The organism is Prosthecobacter sp. Pr1 (genome assembly GCF_057652315.1).
Genome location: NZ_JBYFBS010000004.1, coordinates 1 through 19010 on the forward strand (window position 1 = coordinate 1; position 19010 = coordinate 19010).

General features: G+C 58.7%; 17 protein-coding genes. 7 read left to right on the forward strand and 10 right to left on the reverse strand.

Going from position 1 to position 19010, the window contains the following annotated elements; translation table 11 throughout:
* Positions 1 to 170 precede the first annotated feature (170 nt).
* On the reverse strand, positions 171 to 1349 hold the full coding sequence (locus tag AC24GY_RS07640; protein ID WP_422315438.1) for an aminotransferase class I/II-fold pyridoxal phosphate-dependent enzyme: 1179 nt from the start codon (positions 1347 to 1349) through the stop codon (positions 171 to 173).
* Between the two features lie 20 nt (positions 1350 to 1369).
* Positions 1370 to 1849: an Lrp/AsnC family transcriptional regulator gene (locus tag AC24GY_RS07645; protein ID WP_397383397.1), complete on the reverse strand. Its 480-nt coding sequence runs from the start codon at positions 1847 to 1849 to the stop codon at positions 1370 to 1372.
* A 79-nt stretch (positions 1850 to 1928) separates the two neighbouring features.
* Between AC24GY_RS07645 and AC24GY_RS07650 the strand changes: the two genes are divergently transcribed.
* The gene (locus AC24GY_RS07650; protein WP_487681695.1) at positions 1929 to 3281 is read left to right on the forward strand and encodes a CCA tRNA nucleotidyltransferase; all 1353 of its coding nucleotides are present in this window, start codon (positions 1929 to 1931) and stop codon (positions 3279 to 3281) included.
* A gap of 193 nt (positions 3282 to 3474) precedes the next feature.
* On the opposite strand, the gene AC24GY_RS07655 is transcribed toward AC24GY_RS07650, so the two are convergent.
* Entirely contained in the window at positions 3475 to 4755 is a 1281-nt protein-coding gene (locus tag AC24GY_RS07655; protein ID WP_487681697.1) for a DUF1552 domain-containing protein, read from the reverse strand.
* 57 nt (positions 4756 to 4812) lie between these two features.
* On the opposite strand from AC24GY_RS07655, the gene AC24GY_RS07660 reads away from it, so the two are divergent.
* Positions 4813 to 5037 (forward strand): hypothetical protein, encoded by a 225-nt coding sequence (locus tag AC24GY_RS07660; protein WP_487681699.1) that lies wholly within the window; start codon positions 4813 to 4815, stop codon positions 5035 to 5037.
* On the forward strand, positions 5027 to 5440 hold the full coding sequence (locus AC24GY_RS07665) for a type II toxin-antitoxin system VapC family toxin (protein ID WP_487681701.1): 414 nt from the start codon (positions 5027 to 5029) through the stop codon (positions 5438 to 5440). The genes AC24GY_RS07660 and AC24GY_RS07665 overlap by 11 nt, the downstream gene beginning before the upstream one ends.
* A gap of 8 nt (positions 5441 to 5448) precedes the next feature.
* Here AC24GY_RS07665 and AC24GY_RS07670 read toward each other — a convergent pair whose 3' ends face one another.
* From AC24GY_RS07670 to AC24GY_RS07680, 3 genes are all read right to left on the reverse strand, one after another.
* Entirely contained in the window at positions 5449 to 7896 is a 2448-nt protein-coding gene (locus AC24GY_RS07670; protein WP_487681703.1) for a DUF1592 domain-containing protein, read from the reverse strand.
* 94 nt (positions 7897 to 7990) lie between these two features.
* The gene (bla, locus tag AC24GY_RS07675) at positions 7991 to 8863 is read right to left on the reverse strand and encodes a subclass B3 metallo-beta-lactamase (protein ID WP_487681705.1); all 873 of its coding nucleotides are present in this window, start codon (positions 8861 to 8863) and stop codon (positions 7991 to 7993) included.
* Positions 8856 to 9899 carry an aminopeptidase gene (locus AC24GY_RS07680; RefSeq protein WP_487681707.1) on the reverse strand — a complete coding sequence of 348 codons (1044 nt, stop codon included), beginning with the start codon at positions 9897 to 9899 and terminating at the stop codon, positions 8856 to 8858. Before AC24GY_RS07680 ends, bla begins: the two co-directional genes overlap by 8 nt.
* 41 nt (positions 9900 to 9940) lie before the next feature.
* On the opposite strand from AC24GY_RS07680, the gene uxaC reads away from it, so the two are divergent.
* Positions 9941 to 11347 (forward strand): glucuronate isomerase, encoded by a 1407-nt coding sequence (uxaC, locus tag AC24GY_RS07685; protein ID WP_487681709.1) that lies wholly within the window; start codon positions 9941 to 9943, stop codon positions 11345 to 11347.
* Positions 11348 to 11353: 6 nt separating this feature from the next.
* Here the strand turns inward: uxaC and AC24GY_RS07690 are convergent, their stop codons facing one another.
* The 4 genes from AC24GY_RS07690 to AC24GY_RS07705 all read right to left on the reverse strand — a co-directional run bounded on the left by AC24GY_RS07690 (position 11354) and on the right by AC24GY_RS07705 (position 15304).
* The gene (locus AC24GY_RS07690; protein ID WP_487681711.1) at positions 11354 to 12007 is read right to left on the reverse strand and encodes a DUF1294 domain-containing protein; all 654 of its coding nucleotides are present in this window, start codon (positions 12005 to 12007) and stop codon (positions 11354 to 11356) included.
* Between the two features lie 65 nt (positions 12008 to 12072).
* Positions 12073 to 12279: a hypothetical protein gene (locus tag AC24GY_RS07695; protein WP_487681713.1), complete on the reverse strand. Its 207-nt coding sequence runs from the start codon at positions 12277 to 12279 to the stop codon at positions 12073 to 12075.
* 58 nt (positions 12280 to 12337) lie between these two features.
* Positions 12338 to 13696, reverse strand: a complete 1359-nt coding sequence (locus tag AC24GY_RS07700) for an exopolysaccharide biosynthesis polyprenyl glycosylphosphotransferase (RefSeq protein WP_487681715.1) — start codon at positions 13694 to 13696, stop codon at positions 12338 to 12340.
* Positions 13697 to 13846: 150 nt separating this feature from the next.
* Positions 13847 to 15304, reverse strand: a complete 1458-nt coding sequence (locus AC24GY_RS07705) for an O-antigen ligase family protein (RefSeq protein ID WP_487681717.1) — start codon at positions 15302 to 15304, stop codon at positions 13847 to 13849.
* Positions 15305 to 15631: 327 nt separating this feature from the next.
* On the opposite strand from AC24GY_RS07705, the gene AC24GY_RS07710 reads away from it, so the two are divergent.
* The 3 genes from AC24GY_RS07710 (at position 15632) to AC24GY_RS07720 (ending at position 19001) form a co-directional block, all read left to right on the forward strand.
* Positions 15632 to 16627, forward strand: coding sequence for a UDP-glucuronic acid decarboxylase family protein (locus AC24GY_RS07710; protein WP_487681719.1), 996 nt, complete (start codon positions 15632 to 15634; stop codon positions 16625 to 16627).
* Positions 16628 to 16648: 21 nt separating this feature from the next.
* Positions 16649 to 18028, forward strand: a complete 1380-nt coding sequence (locus tag AC24GY_RS07715; protein WP_422321668.1) for a UDP-glucose 6-dehydrogenase — start codon at positions 16649 to 16651, stop codon at positions 18026 to 18028.
* 130 nt (positions 18029 to 18158) lie between these two features.
* A complete protein-coding gene (locus tag AC24GY_RS07720) occupies positions 18159 to 19001 on the forward strand; it encodes a hypothetical protein (protein ID WP_422321667.1) in 843 nt (280 codons plus the stop codon).
* Positions 19002 to 19010: the final 9 nt, after the last annotated feature.

Genomic DNA, 19010 nt, shown 5'->3' on the forward strand with positions numbered 1-19010 from the left:
TGCGTTTTGGAGTGCTCCAGTCCTCTGGAGCTTTTCGCATACCCAAGGCACGCGAAAAGCGCCGGAGGTCCGGCGCACTCCAAGACGCTCTCGCGACTCTTGACGTGCGCAGCACCACCTAGATGCGGCCCGTGCCGTATCTTGCTCACATCTCTTGACGACGTGCAGCGTTACTTCTTCGCCCGCACTTCGTTCACAAACTCCTCCATCAAATCCATCGCCTTCGCGATGAGTTCGGGAGCAGTCGCATAGCAGCAGCGCACAAAGCCCTCACCCGCACTGCTGAAAGCACTGCCAGGGACGACGGCCACACTCTTCTTCTCCAGCAGCTGAATGGCGAATTCCTTGCTCGTCAGCCCCGTGCTACGGATCTCCGGAAACACATAGAACGCGCCCCCCGGATTGAAGCAATGCAGCCCCATGCCGTTGAGCCGGCTCACGATGAGATTGCGGCGCTGCTCGTAGCTTTGACGCATGTCCTCATAGGCAGTCTCACCCATCTTGAGCGCTTCGATGCCGGCCATCTGGCTCATGATTGGAGCACACAGCATGCAGTACTGATGAATCTTCATCATCGCCTCACGCAGCGGTGCCGGAGCGCAGGCATAGCCCAGGCGCCAGCCAGTCATGGCAAAGGCCTTGCTGAAGCCGTGCAGCAGAATGGTGCGCTCACGCATGCCCGGAAACTCAACGATGCTCTTGTGCTGACGTCCGTCATAAAGCAGCTCGCTGTAGATCTCATCCGTGAAGACCAGCAGGTCATGCTTCACCGCCAGCGCGGCGATCTTTGCCAGCTCTTCATGCGGCATGATGCCACCTGTGGGATTCGTCGGGAAGTTAAGCGCGATGACTTTCGTCCTCGGCGTGATCGCCTTCTCCACATCCTCCGCCATCAGGGCAAATTCATTCTCCTCACGAGTCTGCACCACCACGGGCACGCCGTAAGCCATCTTGATGCTCGGTGAGTAGCTCACGTAGCACGGCTCATGATAGATCACTTCATCTCCCGGATTCAACACCGCACGAAAGGCGATGTCGAGCGCCTCGGAAACGCCCACCGTCACCAGAATCTCCGTCTTCGGATCATACGTGGTGCGGAAGTGCTTCGTCACATACTCGCTGATGCCGATGCGCAGCGATTCGAGACCGAGGTTCGAGGTGTAGCTCGTCTGGCCTTTTTCCAGCGAGCGGATCACCGCCTCGCGGATCGGCCACGGGGTGGGCTTGTCGGGTTCACCGACGCCGAGCGAAATGACATCGGTACGACCAATGACGAGTTCGAAGAAATCGCGGATACCGGAGCGCGGCAGATCGCGAATGATGTTTGAAATTTTGTTGTCGTATTCCATGGCCTCAGGTTCCTCTCAGATCATGGACTCACTGGCAGGCGCTCTTCATCGCCGCCACCGTTCGCGAGGAACCCGTTTTCCTTGTACGCCTTCAATTCAAAGCGCGTGGCCGTGGACAGCACGCCTCCCAGAGTGCTGAGTTTTTCGGACACAAAAGTCGCCACATCCAGGAGGTCCTTGCCCTCCACGATCACGGCCAGGTCATAGCCGCCGCTCATGAGAAAGCAGTCGCGCACCTGGTCAAATTTCGAAATCCGGCGTGCCAGACGGTCAAAGCCGCCATCACGCTCCGGCGAGATGCGCACCTCGATCAGGGCCGTCACGCGGCGGTCCCCCGCCTTCAGGCGGTCCACCACGGCGCTATAACCCAGGATCGTGCCATCCGCCTCCGCCGCGGCAATGCGGGCGGTGACTTCGGATTCGGCGAGCCCCAGTGCGAGAGCGATCTCTTTGGGGCTGCGGTTGGAGTTATTGCGGAGCAGTTCGATGAGCGGGTCCATATAAGGGGGAGCGACTGTAACGCGAGTCCCCGATTTGAACAGCGGAAAGCAGAATCAACATTGAACATTCAACCCGGCCATGGAACATCCCGGCATGCGCGCCACCGCCATCCAGATCATCGAAAAACTCACCCAGGCCGGTCACAAGGCCCTCCTGGCAGGCGGCTGCGTGCGGGACATGCTGCTGGGGCGCGAGGCCAAAGACTTTGACGTGGCCACCAGCGCCACACCCGAGCAGGTGGTGAAGCTTTTCCCCGGCGCCCAAACCGTGGGCGCCCACTTCGGCGTCGTCATCGTCCGCCTGAACCATGTGCATGTCGAGGTCGCCACCTTTCGCAGCGACGGCAGCTACAGCGACGGCCGCCGCCCGGACAGCGTCACCTACTCCACCCCGGAGCTCGATGCCCAGCGCCGCGATTTCACCATCAACGGCCTCTTCTTCGATCCCCTCACAAACCAGGTCATCGACTACGTCGGCGGCCAGGTGGATCTGCGCATGGGCCTGCTGCGTGCCATCGGCGTCGCCAAAGACCGCTTTGAAGAAGACCACCTCCGCATGCTGCGCGCCGTGCGCTTCGCCACAGTGCTCGGCTTCGACATCGAGCACGCCACCTGGGAGTCCATCTGCGGCCTCGCCCCCAAAATCAAGAGCGTCAGCATCGAGCGCATCCGCGAGGAATTCGTCAAAACAATGCTCCATCCCAATCGCGTGCGCGGCTTCGATCTCCTCGTCAACAGCGGCCTCATGGAGCAGTTCCTCCCCGAGATCCTCGTGCTCCAAGGCTGCGAACAGCCGCCGCAATTTCACCCCGAGGGTGATGTCTTCATCCACACCCGCCTCATGCTCAGCCTCCTGCCGGAGAAGGTCTCGCTGCCGCTGGTGATGAGCGTCCTCCTGCACGACATCGCCAAGCCCGCCACACAAACACTCGACGCCGACACCGGCCGCATCCGCTTCAACGGCCACGACAAACTCGGTGCTGAAAAAACCGGTGAGATCATGCGCCGCATGAAATTCCCCAACGATGTGATCGAACCCACCGTCGTTGCCGTGGAGAACCACATGGTCTTCAAGGACGTCAAAAAGATGCGCATCGCCAAGCTGCGCCGCTTCATGGCCCGCCCCTCCTTCGACGACGAACTCGCCCTGCACCGCGTCGACTGCCTCGGCTCCAACGGCTGGCTGGACAACTACGAGTTCCTCCTCGCCAAGCGCCAAGAACTCGCCAGCGAACCCATGCTCCCGCCGCGCATCATCACCGGCGCCGATCTCATCGCCCAAGGCTGGCACGCCGGCAAAGCCCTCGGCAAACTACTCACCACCCTGCAAACCCTCCAGCTCGAAGGCACCCTCAAGACCAAAGAAGAAGCCCTCGCCTGGGTGGCCCAACACGCGCCGGTGCCGGACGTGTTTGATGCGGTGGAAGAGTAGCCGCTGAAGTACGACAGACACTCCTGTCTGTCGGCCAGCGCTTCGCCAGCACCAACAATCCACGAGTCACCTCTCGCCCCGCTGCTGCAGCGGTCTGCCGGTCAGGAACAACCCGCAGACCCGGGAGATTGCGGTAGCGCTGATCGACAGACAGGAGTGTCTGTCGTACCGCGCCTTTCGCACCCCTGCCACCCTAAACCACCAGCCCCGGCAAACTCGTCCCCGTACTCGATCCAAACTCATTCGTCTCAATCCCCATGCGCTGCAGCATCTGCACGAAGAGATTGCACATCGGCTGATTGTTCTTCGGATCAAACGCCAGGTGCTGGCCATGCTTGAACCCACCCCCCGCAAACACCAGCGGCAGGTTGTGCCAGTCATGGCTGTTGGCATTTCCCAGATTGCTTCCAAAGAGCACCATGGTGTTGTCCAGCAGGCTGCCATTGGCCTCCTTCTTCGCCTTCAGCGAAGTCAGCAGCCCGTTGAACGCCTCAAACTCCGCGCGCTCGATGCGCTGCAGTTGTTCGATCTTCATCGGATCCTGGCCGTGATGCGACAGATTATGGTGCGCCATAGTCACCCCATTGATCAGCGGCACATCCCCCCTGCCCTGCACCAGCACCGTAATCGCCCGCGTGCTGTCCGTTTGCAGCGCCAGTGGGATCAGGTCAAAAAGCAGCTTCATGCGCGCGATCAGATCGGCCTCGTTTTCCACATCCGTCGGCGGCTTCGCATCCACCTTGGGCTTGGGCTTCTGCACCCACGCTTCAGACTTGAGCATTCGCTCCTCCATCTCACGCACGGAGGTGTAGTACTCATCCAGCTTCTCCTTGTCCGCCGCGCCCACACGTTTCTCAAACCGCTTCGCTTCTGCCTGCACCGTGTCCATGATGCTGCGTCCCTCCTTAAGCTTGCGCATCTGGTTGCTGATCTCACCCGGAGTTCCATCGAGGAAGAGCTTGGCGAAAACCTGCGAGGGCTTCGACTGCGCCTGCACCATCACACCACTGCGCGTGTAGCTCTGGCTGCTCTGCCCCGCCGAACTCAGCACCAGCGAAGGATACCGCGTCTCATAGCCGATCTTCTCCGCCACGAACTGATCAATCGACACCGTGTTGCGGAAACCTCCAAGCCCCGGCCCCCGCGCCGAAGTCAGCCACGTCATCTCCGACGTATGCCCGTCCGCCCCGGCCTGATCCGGATGGCAAACGCCCGAAAGCACAGTGAAGTCATCCCGATGATCTTTCAGCGCTTCCAGATACGGCGTCAGCGTGCAGCCACGCCCCGTCTCTTTAGGAAACAACGAAGGCCCGTAAATGCCCAGCGAAGCACAGGCAAAGACCATGCGCTTCGGCGGCGTAGCTGCCGCCGCACTGGACAGTCGCGGCATCATCGCCTCCAGAAACGGCAGGGCCAGCGAGACACCGGAGCCGTGCAGAAAAGCGCGGCGGGAAATGGCAGGGCGTGTGATCATGGGAGGCGGCGATGGGAGTTGAAAAGACCGGATCTGGTGGGATAATGGGAATGAGCTATGACAGCAACCTTGGAAGAACGAGTCGAAGCCCTTGAGCGAAAACTTGCAGAAATGCAGGCGCAGACTTGGTCTTCGCCTCCCGTGAAGAAGGACTGGCGGGCAACTGTCGGGTGGGCCAATAACTCCAAGCTGCATGAGGCCGCCACCAAGGCAGGCGAAGAGTATCGCCGCAGCCAAACCTACGAAAAGGAGATCGAGGCCCGTGGTGGTATTGGACACTAACCACCTGTCTGCATTGAGTCGAGATGGACCTTCTGCCGAACGGCTGACCCAGCGCCTGAATGCCGCACGCGAGGAAGTCACCACCACCGTGGTAAATGTTCAGGAACGCGTCGAAGGTTGGTTGAAAGAAGTCCATTCCACCCCCGATCCGCTTCAGCAGATTGATGCCTATCGTGAATTTTATTGTCTCATTGAAGCCTACGCAGCGTGGACAGTTTTGTCTTGGGATGAAGATGCAGCGAACCTCTCCCACTCGTTTCGCAAGCAAGGCATCCGTATCGGCACCATGGACCTCAAAATAGCCTGCATCGCCATCGCTCACGAAGCGCTTCTCCTCACTCAGAACTCCGTGGACTTTGCCAAGGTGCCTGGGCTGCGGTTTGAAGACTGGTTGGTGGATTAACATGGCTCTTACTTGCTCAAAAACAGCGGAGACTGCACGACGGCATGGACCAGTGAACGCAGCCCCGAGCCATCAGCTTTGGCCTGTTTTGCGATGGCTTCGATCGCGTCGCGATCCGCGAACTGGATACCCGCGCCCGTGCCGTAAGTGACCAGATTCCCGGCCAGCGCACGCATCACTTGATCCTGCTGATCGAGCAGCAGCTTCTTGAATTCCGTGATGCCCTGAAACTTGCGGCCATCCGCCAGCTCGCCGCTGGCATCCACCGGCAGGCCTTCCTTGTACTGCCAGATGTTCTGGCCGCGAAGTTTGCGTTTCACATTCGCCCCTTTCTCATTGGAGCGGTAGTTTTCACGGAAACCGCCAATGACATCAAAGCTCTCCAGCGCAAACCCTGGCGGGTCTATCTGCCGATGGCACGACGCGCAGCTCTCACTGTCACGGTGCTTGGCCAGTTGTTCGCGGATGGTGGTGCTGCCGCGTGTGTCTGGCTCGATGCCCGCCACGTTGCCCGGCGGTGGTGGCGGCGGTTGCCCCAGCAGATGCTTCATCACCCACGCACCACGAATCACCGGCGATGTGACCGTGCCATTCGCCGTGACCTTCAGCACACTGGCCTGCGTCAGCACTCCACCACGCACACTGTCCTTCGGCAATGACACGCGGCGGAATTGCTCACCGGCAATGCCCGGCAACTCGTAATGCTCCGCCAAGCGGTTGTTCACCATGGCAAAATCACTGTGGATGAGATTGCTCACCGGCAGGTTTTGGGTCAGCAGCTCATTAAAAAATGCTTCCGTCTCCGTGACCATGCCCAGCTTCAGCAGCATGTCGTATTCAGGATACAGCTTCGTGTCCGGTGTGGTCGCATCAATGTTGCGCAGCTCCAGCCATTGTCCCACAAAGTTGGTCACGAACGTTGCCGCCTTCGGCCCTTTGAGCAGACGCTCGGTCTGGGCTTTCAGCACCGCCGGTTGACTCAATTTTCCGGCGTCGGCCACCTGCATCAGCTCATCATCGGGCATCGAGCTCGTGAGGAAATACGCCAGCCGCGTGGCCAAAGCGCGATCACTGAGCCTGCCCGGATGCTCTTCCAAAAGCAGGAAGGCAGGTGACGTCAAAATGGCGCGCAAGCCCACGCGCATCGCCTCTTCAAAGGTGCCGCCCGCATCCACCGACTGATTGGCCAGCGCGATATAAGGTGCCGCTTCATCCTGCTCCAACGGCCGCCGAAACGCACGTGCCGCAAAGCCATTCAGTCCGCTGGCAATCGCCTGCTTCACATCCGCAGGCGCAAGTTCATAGCCGAGTTGCTTGCCATCGCGAAACTTCTTCCGCTTGTCTCCCAGCTCGGTCAGCGGCACATCCCCCAGCGCCTTCTTCAGGCTCGCAGGCGGCCACTCAGCGGAGAGCGGCCCCTCCACTTCGATCCACTGCATGGCCAGCCCGGTTCCTTTGAATTCAGCCGCCCCTGCGTTGTAGATGCTCTGCCCTTTTTTATCGCGGCCCACACGGTCGCAGTTGATCACGATGTGCTCTGTGCCATCCAGCCGCGTGGTGAATTCAAACTCACGCGGCTTGTCCGCCGGCAGCTCGCAGTAACTCAGCAGGCGCTTCTGCTTGTAGTTGTTGCTGTAAATCATGAGCGTCAGCGGCTCGCCCTCGCTCTGGAAAGCGTTGCCGGAGATCTTGATGCGGTAGTTGCCCGGACCGGGCAGGCGGCACTGCTTCAGGCCCACCAGGTAGTCCCCCGTGGTGAACATGATGACCTCCTTGTCGTTCTCACGAAACATCACACGGTGCCCGCTCTTCGGATTGGTCTTGTCCGACAAGGTGCCGGGCGGCGTGTCGAGGTTTTTGCGAATCCCCTGCTCGTTTTTGTAGCTGTAGCGCTGGTTGATCCCCACCGGCCTCTTGCTCAGCACGATGGCGGCATCCAGCGCGGCATCAGCGGCCTCCAGATACTTCTCGATTTGAAGCTGCGAAAACCGCAGCCCCTCCGCCACGGTGTCAAAACCATGCAGCGGCGTGTCCTCTGGCAGGATGTGCTTCAGCGGCAGCGAGATGCCCAGCAGGTCATGCACCGTATTCTCATACTCCGTGCGGTTCAGCCGGCGCAGCACCGTGCGTCCGTTCTTCGCCTGCTGCCCCAGTTCATAGTCACGCAGCGGCGTCTTGAGCGCCATCTGAAAGGTCTTCAACGCCCCAGCCTCAGGCCGTTCCTTCTTCGCAGGCGGCATCTCCCCTTTGCTCACGCGATCATAGATCTTCACCCACCGGTCAAAGTTCTTCCGGTCCTCCGGCTTGAACGAGAGCGCTGTCAGATCCAGCCCGCCCTTCTTCACATCGCCATCGTGGCACTCGGTGCAGTGCTGCTCCAAAAAAGGAGTGACAGGCGGCAGCGGTGCGGCACTTGCCGTACTGGCGAGGATCAAAGAAACGAAGAAACGTTGCATGGCTGAGACGAAAGAAAGCACCGATTATTGACGGTTTCGCCATGCATACGCAAGCTTTCCGCTTTGTTTCATCCGCTCCTCCCACAGGAGCCGGTCACTTCGCCTTCTTCTGTTTCTCCCATTCGGCAAGAAAGGCCGCTTCCCTGTCCTCCACGTAGCGGAGATAACCTGCAGGATCGATGAACGGATTCACGTCACTCTTGCCCAGCCGTGCATGCTTCGCCTCCATGCCGTAGTATCCGCCATGGGCTCCTAGAAACAGATCCACTGGCAGTGCCTTCAGCACACGAAAGGTCTTCTCATAATCCGTCGCGATGCCCGGGTAGTTCTTGTTGCCCACCAGCACGTAGCCGGGATTCACATTCGGACTGCCAATGATCACCGCATTCAGCGGCTTGCCGTTGTCCATCACCTGCATCGTCCACGTCGTGCAGCCGGGCGTGTGACCAGGCGTGAGATGCGCCACCAGCACCGCGTCTCCGAGTTTGACCTCTTCGCCGTCCTTCAATCGATGGTCCACCTTGGCAGGCGGAAACTGCGTGTAGTCTCCCTTCCCGATCCGCGGCTTCTTCGCACCGCCGTTTTCCACCGCATCGGCATCCTGCTCCATGACCCAATACTTCGCCCCCGTTTGCTTCACGATCTCCGCGCTGCCTGCACAATGATCCGAATGCGCATGGCTGATGAGCAGGATGCGGATGTCAGTAAATTTAAATCCCAGCTTCTCCACGCTGGCACGGATCAGCGGCACTGATTCCTCCAGGCTGCTGTTGATGAGCACATGCCCCTCCGGAGTCGTGATCAGATAGGAGGCCAGATCACGCGACCCGACATAATACAGATTCCCCGCGATCTTGTGCGGAGGAAACGGCTCCGTCCAGCTCGACGTGTCCTGCGCGGACGCCAAGTTGCAGCCTAGCAGCAGCAGGATGGCGAAAAAAATGTGAGAGCAGAGTGGGTTATTCATGGCTGGCCGTGGTTCCGAGAATCTTCATGCGCTGCTCATTGGTCAGCTTTCGCATCGAGGCAACTTCACGATGAAACGCCTCCAGATCGCCACCTTTTTCCTTCAGCAGCCGTTCAAAGCCGGGCACCATGGTGTAGTAGGTGGCCACCGTGTTGAGTCGTGCATTGTTCCAGAAACTCGGCTCATGATTGATTTTGATCCGGGCTTGGGGACTGACGTCCGCAGCTTCCTTCAGCATGTCTTCAAAGACCCGCTTTTTGGCCAGCCTCTCCGTTTCCACGCTGCGATAAGTGCGGGCATAGACAGCCTTCAGCTTCTCACGCGTGCGCAGCATCAGATGCACGGATTCGCGGTTCTTCTTCAGATGTGCCTCATACTCGCGCAGCCCGCTGAGATTCTTTTTCGAGCGCATCCATCGTCTCACCCCCTCCTGCCCGTTCGCGGTGGCAAAGGCTTCATTGAAATCGGTGTCACCGGGTATGAACACCTTGGCATGCGTCAGTTCATGAAAGATGAGCTCGGCCAGTTCGCCATCGCTGCGATGCAGAAAGGTGTTCAGCACCGGGTCCGCCAGATAGCCCAGCGTTGAATAGGCCTCCACACCGCCCACGAACACATCATACCCTTTTCTCTTGAGCCGTGCCGCTTCCACGGTGGCATCCTTCTCATCAAAAAAACCGCGATACTTCAGGCTGCCCACCAGCGGGTACCACCACTTCTTGCTTTCCGTGGAAAACTCCGGCGCGGCATACACCACCCACACCACGAAGGGCCGCTTGAGGTCGCAGTACTTGCCAAAGCTCTTCGTCGGCAGATGCAGGTCGCTGGCGGCAAAGGCCCGCAGCTCTTCGATCAATTGCAGGCGTTGTTTGACGCGCTCCGCCACGCTCGGATCCGCCAGCGCCTCGGCATTGGGCCGCGATTTGCGCCAGATTTCCGTCTGTCCGCTGATCGCCTGGGTGTAAAACTGCACCGTACTGCATGCGCACAAGCAGAGGAGGGGCAGCAATGCGAACCAGTTGCGTGTTTTCGTCATCCTGCCAGTGTAGACATGCCACCACCAACCGACAAACAGCAATGTCCTTCATCCACGACGATTTTCTTCTCTCCTCCAAGGCCGCCAGCCATCTCTACCACAGCTTTGCCAAGGACGAACCGATCCTGGACTACCATAATCACCTGCCGCCTAAGGACATTGCGGAAAATCGTCAGTTTAAGAACATCTTCGAAATCTGGCTCGAAGGCGATCACTACAAGTGGCGCGCCATGCGCTGCAACGGCGTCCCGGAAGAATTCATCACCGGCAAGGCCAGCCCCCGCGACAAATTCCTCGCCTGGGCCAAGACCGTCCCGCACACCCTGCGCAACCCCCTCTACCACTGGACGCACCTCGAACTGAAGCGCTACTTCGGCATCGACACCCTGCTGGATGAAAAGACCGCCCCCGCCATCTGGGAGCAGACCGAGGCCGCCCTCGCCAAACCGGAGATGAGCGCCTGCGGCATCCTGCGCACGCAAAAAGTGAAGGCCCTCTGCACCACGGACGATCCCATTGACGATCTCGCCCATCATCAAAAGTGCGCTGCCGATGGCTTTGAAGTCGGTGTGTATCCCACCTTCCGCCCGGACAAGGCCCTCGCCGTCCACCTGCCCGAAGCCTGGAATTCTTGGTGCGACAAACTCAGCGCCGCCAGCGGCATCGAAGTCAAGAGCTACGCCGCCCTCCTGGATGCCCTCAAGCAGCGCCACGACTTCTTCCACAGCGTCGGTGGCCGCCTCAGCGACCACGGCCTGAACTACTGCCACGCCAATTTCGTCAGCGATGCCGAGGCCGAGCGCATCTTCCAAAAAGCCCGCAGCGGCACCGCCGCCAGCGCGCAGGAGCAGGATCAGTTTGCCAGCAACATCATGCTCCACGTAGGCCGCCTCAATGCCTCACGCGGCTGGACCATGCAGCTCCACCTCGGCCCCGTGCGCAACAACAACAGCCGCCTCGCCCGCGAGATCGGCGCAGACGTCGGCTGCGACAGCATCGGCGACTGGCCGCAGGCGGAGACGCTCTCCCGCTTCCTCGACCGTCTGGACACCGAAAACGCCCTGCCCAAGACCGTCCTCTACAACGTCAACCCCAACGCCAACTACGTCTTCGGCACCATGGCCGGCAATTTCGCCGACGGCACCACGCCCGGCAAAGTCCAGTTCGGCTCCGCCTGGTGGTTCGTTGATCAAAAAGAAGGCATGGAGTGGCAGATCAATGCCCTCAGCAATCTCGGCCTCCTCAGCCGCTTCATCGGCATGCTCACAGACAGCCGCAGCTTCATGAGCTTCCCCCGCCACGAATACTTCCGCCGCACCCTCTGCAATCTCCTCGGCGCAGACGTGGAAGCCGGCCTCATCCCCAATGATGACGCCCTCGTCGGCACCATGGTGAAGAACATCTGCTACCCCAATGCCAAAGCGTATCTGGGCCTGAAGGTGTCTTGATCCAGTTCATCGCTGCTTGTATCGGCCGCGTGGTTCTCGGTGATCCTCAAAAAGCGCTTGCTTCAACATGTGGGAATACTTCCACTGTTGAAGCCAGTCGTACGCCGCGAACTGGTGGATGCAGATGATCAACCAGAACTCGAACTGGTAGCTGATTTTGGAGCACTTGTGCCGCAGCCGGCGCTGAGCCACCCACGCGCCCGGCCAGCCGCCGGCAAGTTCCAGCAGATGGAGCAGCGTCTCAGGCGTGCGCCATGCCTCCATGCGCGCCTTGCGCTTGTCGCTTCGATAAGCGGCATAGGTGATCAGAGACATGGCACCGACATAGGCCGCCAGAATCCACATTTCCCAGCCCGTCTGCCGCCACGCGTAGGCGGGCAGCGCCAGCAACGCACCCAGGAGACATAGCCTCACCAGACCGACATCCGAGACTTCACGCACCTGCACGGCATTTTGGGCGCACGGGCGGCACTGGGCATCCAGCCCCCAGTTGAAGCGTATCTCCTCACCCACTCTCGGCGTGTGGTGAAACCTGGAAAAATCACGACGATGCAGAAACAGTCGTTTGTCGCCGAACTGCAGCCAGCCAAAGCCCTTGTCCGCATGCCATTCAGCGACTCGGGCAGTGTATTCAGGCTTGCGCGTTTGGGCGGAAATCATTGTGGAGCTCACGGCTATCTGCCCCTGCATTCACCAAAGGGCAAGCCTCTCCATTTGCAGACCGCTTACTCCTTCCACCGCATCAGCAGCAGCGTCAGCACCGCACCGCTGGTCCACAGCAGCCAGCTTTCAGTAACGAGGTAGGAGCAGCCCAGCATCGCCGCCCCAAGGCCCATTTTGACCACCGACCCCACCGACTTCCCATACAGCAAGGCCCCCAGCCCAGTGGCTCCGAAGATCAGGGAGCCAAAAAAGTCAGAGGCGGAAGGCATGGGAATCGAACGAAGGTTCATTCACCAGCCTTGCGCCTCTTTGCACCAGCCAGCCCTCTTAGCAGGACTTGGCATGGAAGGAAAACACATGCAGGAAGGTCCGGGCGATGATCTCCAGATCCAGGTAGAACGACCAGTTCTGGCAGTATTCAATATCCGAAGTCACGCGGTGCTTGATCTCGCTGGCATCATCCACCGGACCCCGATGACCACGCACCTGGGCAAGTCCCGTCACGCCGGGCTTCACCGTGTGGCGCATCGCATACTGGCTGCATTCCATGGCAAACAGCACGTCGTGCTCCGCCATGTGCGGTCGTGGTCCCACCACGGACATATCACCCAGCAGCACGTTCAGGAACTGCGGCATTTCATCAATGCTCAGCTTCCGCATCAGCCCGCCACCGGTAAAGATGCGCGAGTCATTGGCACGAGCCTGCACGCTCTCCTTGCCATGGTTCACCGTCATCGTGCGGAATTTGAAAATCTTAAACATCTGGCCATCCGCACCCGAACGCGACTGCTTGAAAAACAGCGGACCTGGAGAGAACAACCGATGCACGATCCAGACACCAGCGCACAGGAATGGCAGCACCAGCACCACCACCGGCAGGCTGATGGAAATATCCAGCACTCGCTTCAGGAACCGATGCGCAGGGCTGACCAGAGGATGCTTGTGCAGACTGATGAGCTTCATCTGCGAGTATTCCGTGAGCTGCACGGATCCCATGTCCCCGACAATCGGCTGCAGATCCACCGCCAGGTGCGTGCCATGCGATTCTGCAATCACCCGGATTCGCTCCGTGCGGGCGGCATCCGTCGGCAGGCGCCAGATCAGCAGGTTCGGACGCCCATGTTTCAGGGCTTCTTCAAGGCGATGCTCCAGGAAGGACTCATGGCTCGCGTCTGTCTCCATGGCCAGCACATCGCAAAGATGAATGCCCAGCATCGTTTTGTTGGAAAACCACTGCCTCGTCGCTGCCTCACCCTCTTCATCACACACCGCGAGAATGCGCAGCCGGGGTTGAATTTTGGCGCCCAGGACCTGGAGCAGTTTCATAAACAGGATTTTTCCGATCATCAGGCAGGGCCCCAGCGTCAGCACAAACATCAGCAGCAGCTTGCGTGACACATCGTAGTTCCGCCACATGCCCATGTAGATGAACAGAGTCAGCGCCAGGAACAGCACCTGCGCAGCGCAGATGCGCAGCTTGCGGCCGTTCAGCAGCTGAAACATGTAATGACCATCGCGCGACCAGATGAGGGTGTGCAGCAGCAGTCCGATGATGCCCAGCGCCAGAAGCACCCCTTCCTTTGCCGGGGGCGACCATTGCAGGCTGAGCGTGTCTGGTGGCAACAATTGGGATATGACGAACGCTGCGATGTAGGCGCTGGCAACGGAGATTCCATCCACCAACACGAAAAAAGGTGTCCATCCTCGAACTCTTTGGCTTAGGGCGTCTTGCATGTGGAAACTTCCACCGCGCAAACCATAAATTCCAGAATGTGAGGACTTACATTCCAATCAGTAATGCTTTAGGTCACCCTCAGACAAGTGGAAGTCAGTTTCTCACTCCCATGCCCGTGTGCCTTGCTCTTTTGTATCGCGCCTCGATGTGCTGGCGGATGTACTCGTCATCGCGAGCACGCATCCCACCAGGGCAGCAAAGAGGGGCCGGATGGCATTTATCTGCAGCGGGAAATCCACCACGGCATGCAGCAGCACAGAAATAATCGCAGTGGAGAAGCAGATAAGTCCCGCCCGTCGCTCAAAAGACATCCGATAGCGACCGTCCTTTGAAAAAGCCTGTCTCAAGGCATTCACCAGGCGTCTGCCCGGCCACGCCAGCAAAAAAACAAAGAAGCAAGCCCCCGGCCAGCCCCATTCAGCGAAAAATTCAGCATAATCATTGTGCGCATGCCGCCACCGCCCCTCCTGCAACATCGGGTCCAATGGTGTATAGTGTGCAGCCACCCATTCGAAGGTCCCCGGCCCCGTACCTGTCCATCCATAATCGGTGCCGATTTGCAGCGCCATCAGAGCGGCATGCCGTCTGGCTGGATCATCAAAATGACGTTGCGAAAAGTTGTCCCAGCGCCCGAGCATGGCTCCGGCACCGCTCAGCCAAGCGCCAAGTACCAGCAGCCCCACGGCAATGAGGACAAACAAAGCCACTCTCTTCTTACTAAACGGTAAATTTTCGAAATGGGGCCTCCACACCACAACCCCCGCCACAACCAAGAGCACGACCTCAAAAATCAATAAAAAATGGCCCACTTTGGAAATAATCACAAAAACCGCGATGATCTGGACCATCACCGCAACCATTAGGAAGGCCAGTGCCATCTGCTGACGGAAGGTGCGCAGCCCATGATGCAGCAGCAGCAGGCACAGCCACACGCCCACCGGCCACGATAAATTCAAAAAAGCCGCTGTGTTGCCATGGTACCAAAACAACCCAAAAACGAATTTGGGAATGTGCTTCACCTCCCATAGCGCCGAGAGATCTGCTGAAGTTTGAAGCCATAGCCCCGCCACAGCCGTGACAAACCCTCCAAACGTCACCGCCAAGGCTAAAACATACCGGCCCGTTCGCTCAAAGGCAAAATCCAGCGCCACCACCAGCAGCATCAGCGCGGACGTTATAAAAACCATTGCCTGCACTGATATTTCTTGATCCAGTGTCCCAAACGCAAGCCACGGGCTTTTGTCCAGATCGAGAATCGCACCGCTGGCCCGGTCCACCAGCGCATGAGGGAAACTGGTGACCACCCAGCCGTACACGCTGATCAGAAGGGTGATCCACCAGACTGCCTTTTCATGTGGGCGGGGGGATCTCCATTCCAGGATCCTGGCAAGCAACCAGCAAACAAAAGCCGTGCATGCCAGCCACGGAATCAAAGCGTGCGTTGACCCCGGCAGTTTCACATTGGCCCAGGGAAGAATGCAGAGGCACAGCGCCATGGTGGCGAGAGCAAGACTGCGAAGAATGGTTGGAAGCTGATTGATCCACCAGTGTGCCTCCATTCAGGCCGCTAGGTCAAGATTCAGAGAGCTTAACTAAACTAAGACATGCCTTACCGACATCTGAACCGTGAGTGAGTGGAGTTCTTCTAATACCAGCGGATTCTTATGGAAGTTCAGAAACAGGGTGGGGGGAGCACAGACTCAACCAATGGCGGCAGCTTGTTCAGATTTACTCACTGTTCATTACAACATGCCCGCATTAATTATGAAGCTGTCTTTTGACTCTGGTATCTCAAGGGCCAATCATACACGCTTCCTTAGAACGCTCCCGAAAAATCTTCTGCCCGCTAAATTTTTTCCTCAAAACCTAAACACGAGCATTAATCCATGAAAAAACGCATTCTCATCACTGGCGGAGCCGGGTTCCTGGGCTCCCACCTCTGCGAACGCCTGCTGGAACAGGAAAACGAAATCATCTGCGCGGACAACCTCTTCACCGGGCGCAAGCAGAACATCGCCCACCTGATGAGCAATCCAAACTTTGAGTTCATGCGGCATGACATCACCCAGCCGATCAACGTTGAAGTGGATCAAATCTACAACCTCGCCTGCCCCGCCTCGCCTCCCCATTATCAATACAACGCCATCAAGACCATCAAGACCTCGGTGATGGGTGCCATCAATGTCCTTGGCCTCGCACGCCGTCTCCAGGCCCGGGTCTTTCAGGCCTCCACCTCGGAAATTTACGGTGATCCCGAAGTTCACCCGCAGCCGGAAAGCTACTGGGGCCACGTCAACACCATCGGCCCCCGTTCCTGCTATGACGAGGGCAAGCGTGTCGCTGAAACCCTCTTCTTTGACTACCACCGCCAGAACGGCGTGGACATCCGCGTCGTGCGCATCTTCAACACCTACGGTCCACGCATGCTGCCGGATGACGGCCGCGTCGTCTCCAACTTCATTGTCCAGGCCCTCAAAGGCAACGACATCACCATCTATGGCGACGGCCAGCAGACCCGCAGCTTCTGCTATGTCGATGATTTGATCAGCGGCTTCATCAAGTTCATGGAAACCGACGACTTCACCGGCCCCGTCAACATCGGCAATCCCGGCGAATTCACCATGCTGGCCCTCGCCGAGCAGGTGCTCGCCAAAGTGGACGGCAAATCCAAAATCGTCTTCCGCCCCTTGCCCGCAGATGATCCCAAGCAGCGCCAGCCGGACATCACTCTCGCTAAACAGCGCCTCGGCTGGGAACCTAAAATCCCGTTGTCTGAAGGACTCGACCGCACCATTGCTTACTTCGCCCAACTGCTCGCAGGCCCGGTGGCCAAGCAACCTCGGCCGATGAAGGCCCCGTTAAAAAAACTGACCCTTAACTGATTTACCTGTTCTAAAAACCCTATGAGAATTTGTTGCATCGGTGCCGGCTATGTCGGCGGACCCACCATGGCGATGATCGCCGCCAAATGCCCTCACATCCGCGTCGATGTGGTGGACCTCAATGCCGAGCGTATCGCCGCTTGGAACTCCGACGAACTCCCCGTCTATGAGCCAGGACTCGATGACCTCGTGCGCGGCTCCCGTGGGAAAAATCTGTTCTTCTCCACCGAAGTCAAAACCAGCATCCAGGCAGCCGACATCATCTTTGTGAGCGTGAACACTCCCACCAAGACCTTCGGAGTCGGAGCTCACAAAGCGGCGGATCTGCGCTTCATCGAAGCCGTGGCCCGCACCATCGCCGAAGTCGCTGATTCAGCGAAAATCATCGTCGAAAAAAGCACCATCCCGGTGCGCACCGCTGAGGCCATCAAGACGATTTTGGCCTCCAGTGAGAAAGGCTTGAAACATCAGGTGCTCTCCAATCCGGAGTTCCTCGCTGAAGGCACCGCGGTGGTTGACCTCACCAGCCCTGACCGCATCCTCATCGGCGGTGAGCAGACCGAAGGTGGGCTGGCCGCCATTGAGGCACTCGTCAGCGTTTATGCCAACTGGGTGCCGCGCGAGCGCATCCTCACCACGAACCTTTGGTCCTCCGAGCTGTCCAAGCTCGTCGCCAACGCCTTCCTGGCTCAGCGCATCTCCTCCATCAACAGCATCTCCGCGCTTTGTGAAAAGACCGGCGCAGATGTGGATGAAGTCGCCCGCGCCATTGGCTCCGACTCACGCATCGGGCCAAAATTCCTCAAGGCTTCCGTCGGCTTCGGCGGCTCCTGCTTCCAGAAAGACGTGCTCAATCTCGTCTACCTCTGCGGTCACTTCGGACTTCCGGAAGTCGCCGCCTATTGGGATCAGGTCATCATCATGAACGACTGGCAGAAGCATCGCTTCGCCGAGCGCGTGCTCCGCACCCTCTTCAACACCGTCACCGGCAAACGCATCGGCGTCCTGGGTTTCGCCTTCAAGAAGGACACCAACGACACCCGCGAATCAGCCGCCATCTTCGTCTGCCAGGATCTCATCGAGGAGCGCGCCAAGCTCTCCATCTACGATCCAAAGGTCGGCTCAGTCCAGATGTGCAAAGATCTCGGCATCGAAGGAGATCATCCGAATGTGGAGTTCGCCACCAGCGCCGCACAGGCAGCTGCTGGAGCGCACGCTCTTCTGGTGCTCACCGAGTGGGATGAGTTCCGCCAGCTCGACTTTGAAGCCATCTATCAGTCCATGGTGAAACCCGCCTGGATTTTCGACGGCCGCAGCCTCCTGGACCACAAGAAGCTCCGTCAGATCGGCTTCAAGGTTTACAGCATCGGCAAGCCGCTGCCTCAAGAAGTGACAGAATAAAAAGTGCGCCGGCCCGCACAGGGCCGGCAGCAGCAGCTTCCAAAGATGGAAGCCGCGTAAAGATCGTTGCAAACGCCCAGGCAGGACAAAAATCTGCCTGCCTGGGAAGCAACTTTGAGACTTTGAGTCAATGAACCAAGTCCTCTCCAAGATTGGCCAGGTAAAGGCCAACATCGACATCTCCGGCGCTGCCTCCGCGCGCTCCGCCAGTCTGCTCTGTGAACTGGTCGAACTGCAGCTCATGCAGAATGTGAAGTATCAGCTGCCGCAGTCCCTGATGCCCTTCCGCCAGAAAATCTTCTCGCACTATGGCCAGGACGGCATCCTCGCAGAAATCCTCCGCCGCATTGGCGATGGCAGCAGACGCTTCGTCGAAATCGTTGCATCTCCTGCACAGAACAACACCAACCTGCTGCTCCTCAAAGGCTGGCGCGGCCTGTGGATCGATGCTGGGCTGGCCAAAGATGAAAGCCTTTCCACAAACCTTCAAATCCTGCTGCGTGAGGGCAAATTGAAAATCAGCCGCAAGCTCGTGAACCGTGACAACGGCCGCACGCTTCTCTCGAGCCGGGGATTCGCCGAGGATCTTGATCTCATCAGCATCGGCATCGACTACAACACTCATCACATCTTCACTGAGCTCCTGTCGCTCCAGCCGCGCGTGTTCAGCGTCGCCTACAACGGCATGCTGCCGCCCGATCTCGACTGGGCCGCTCCTTATGATGCGAAAGCCGTGTGGGACGGCTCCACCTTGTACGGAGCCACGCTCGGAACCCTCAGCGCCGCAGCCGAGGCAGGCGGTTATTCACTGGTCGGGTGCGAGCTCTCCGGCACCAATGCCTTCTTCGTGCGTCATGATTTGCTCCAAGGTCAATTTTTGCGGCCTGGAGATGCGATGTTCCACTGGGAACCACTGCGCATGCACCTTGGCCAGATGCAGCGGCTTCGCAGCGCGATGCCACTGCCGGCATGATTGGAAACC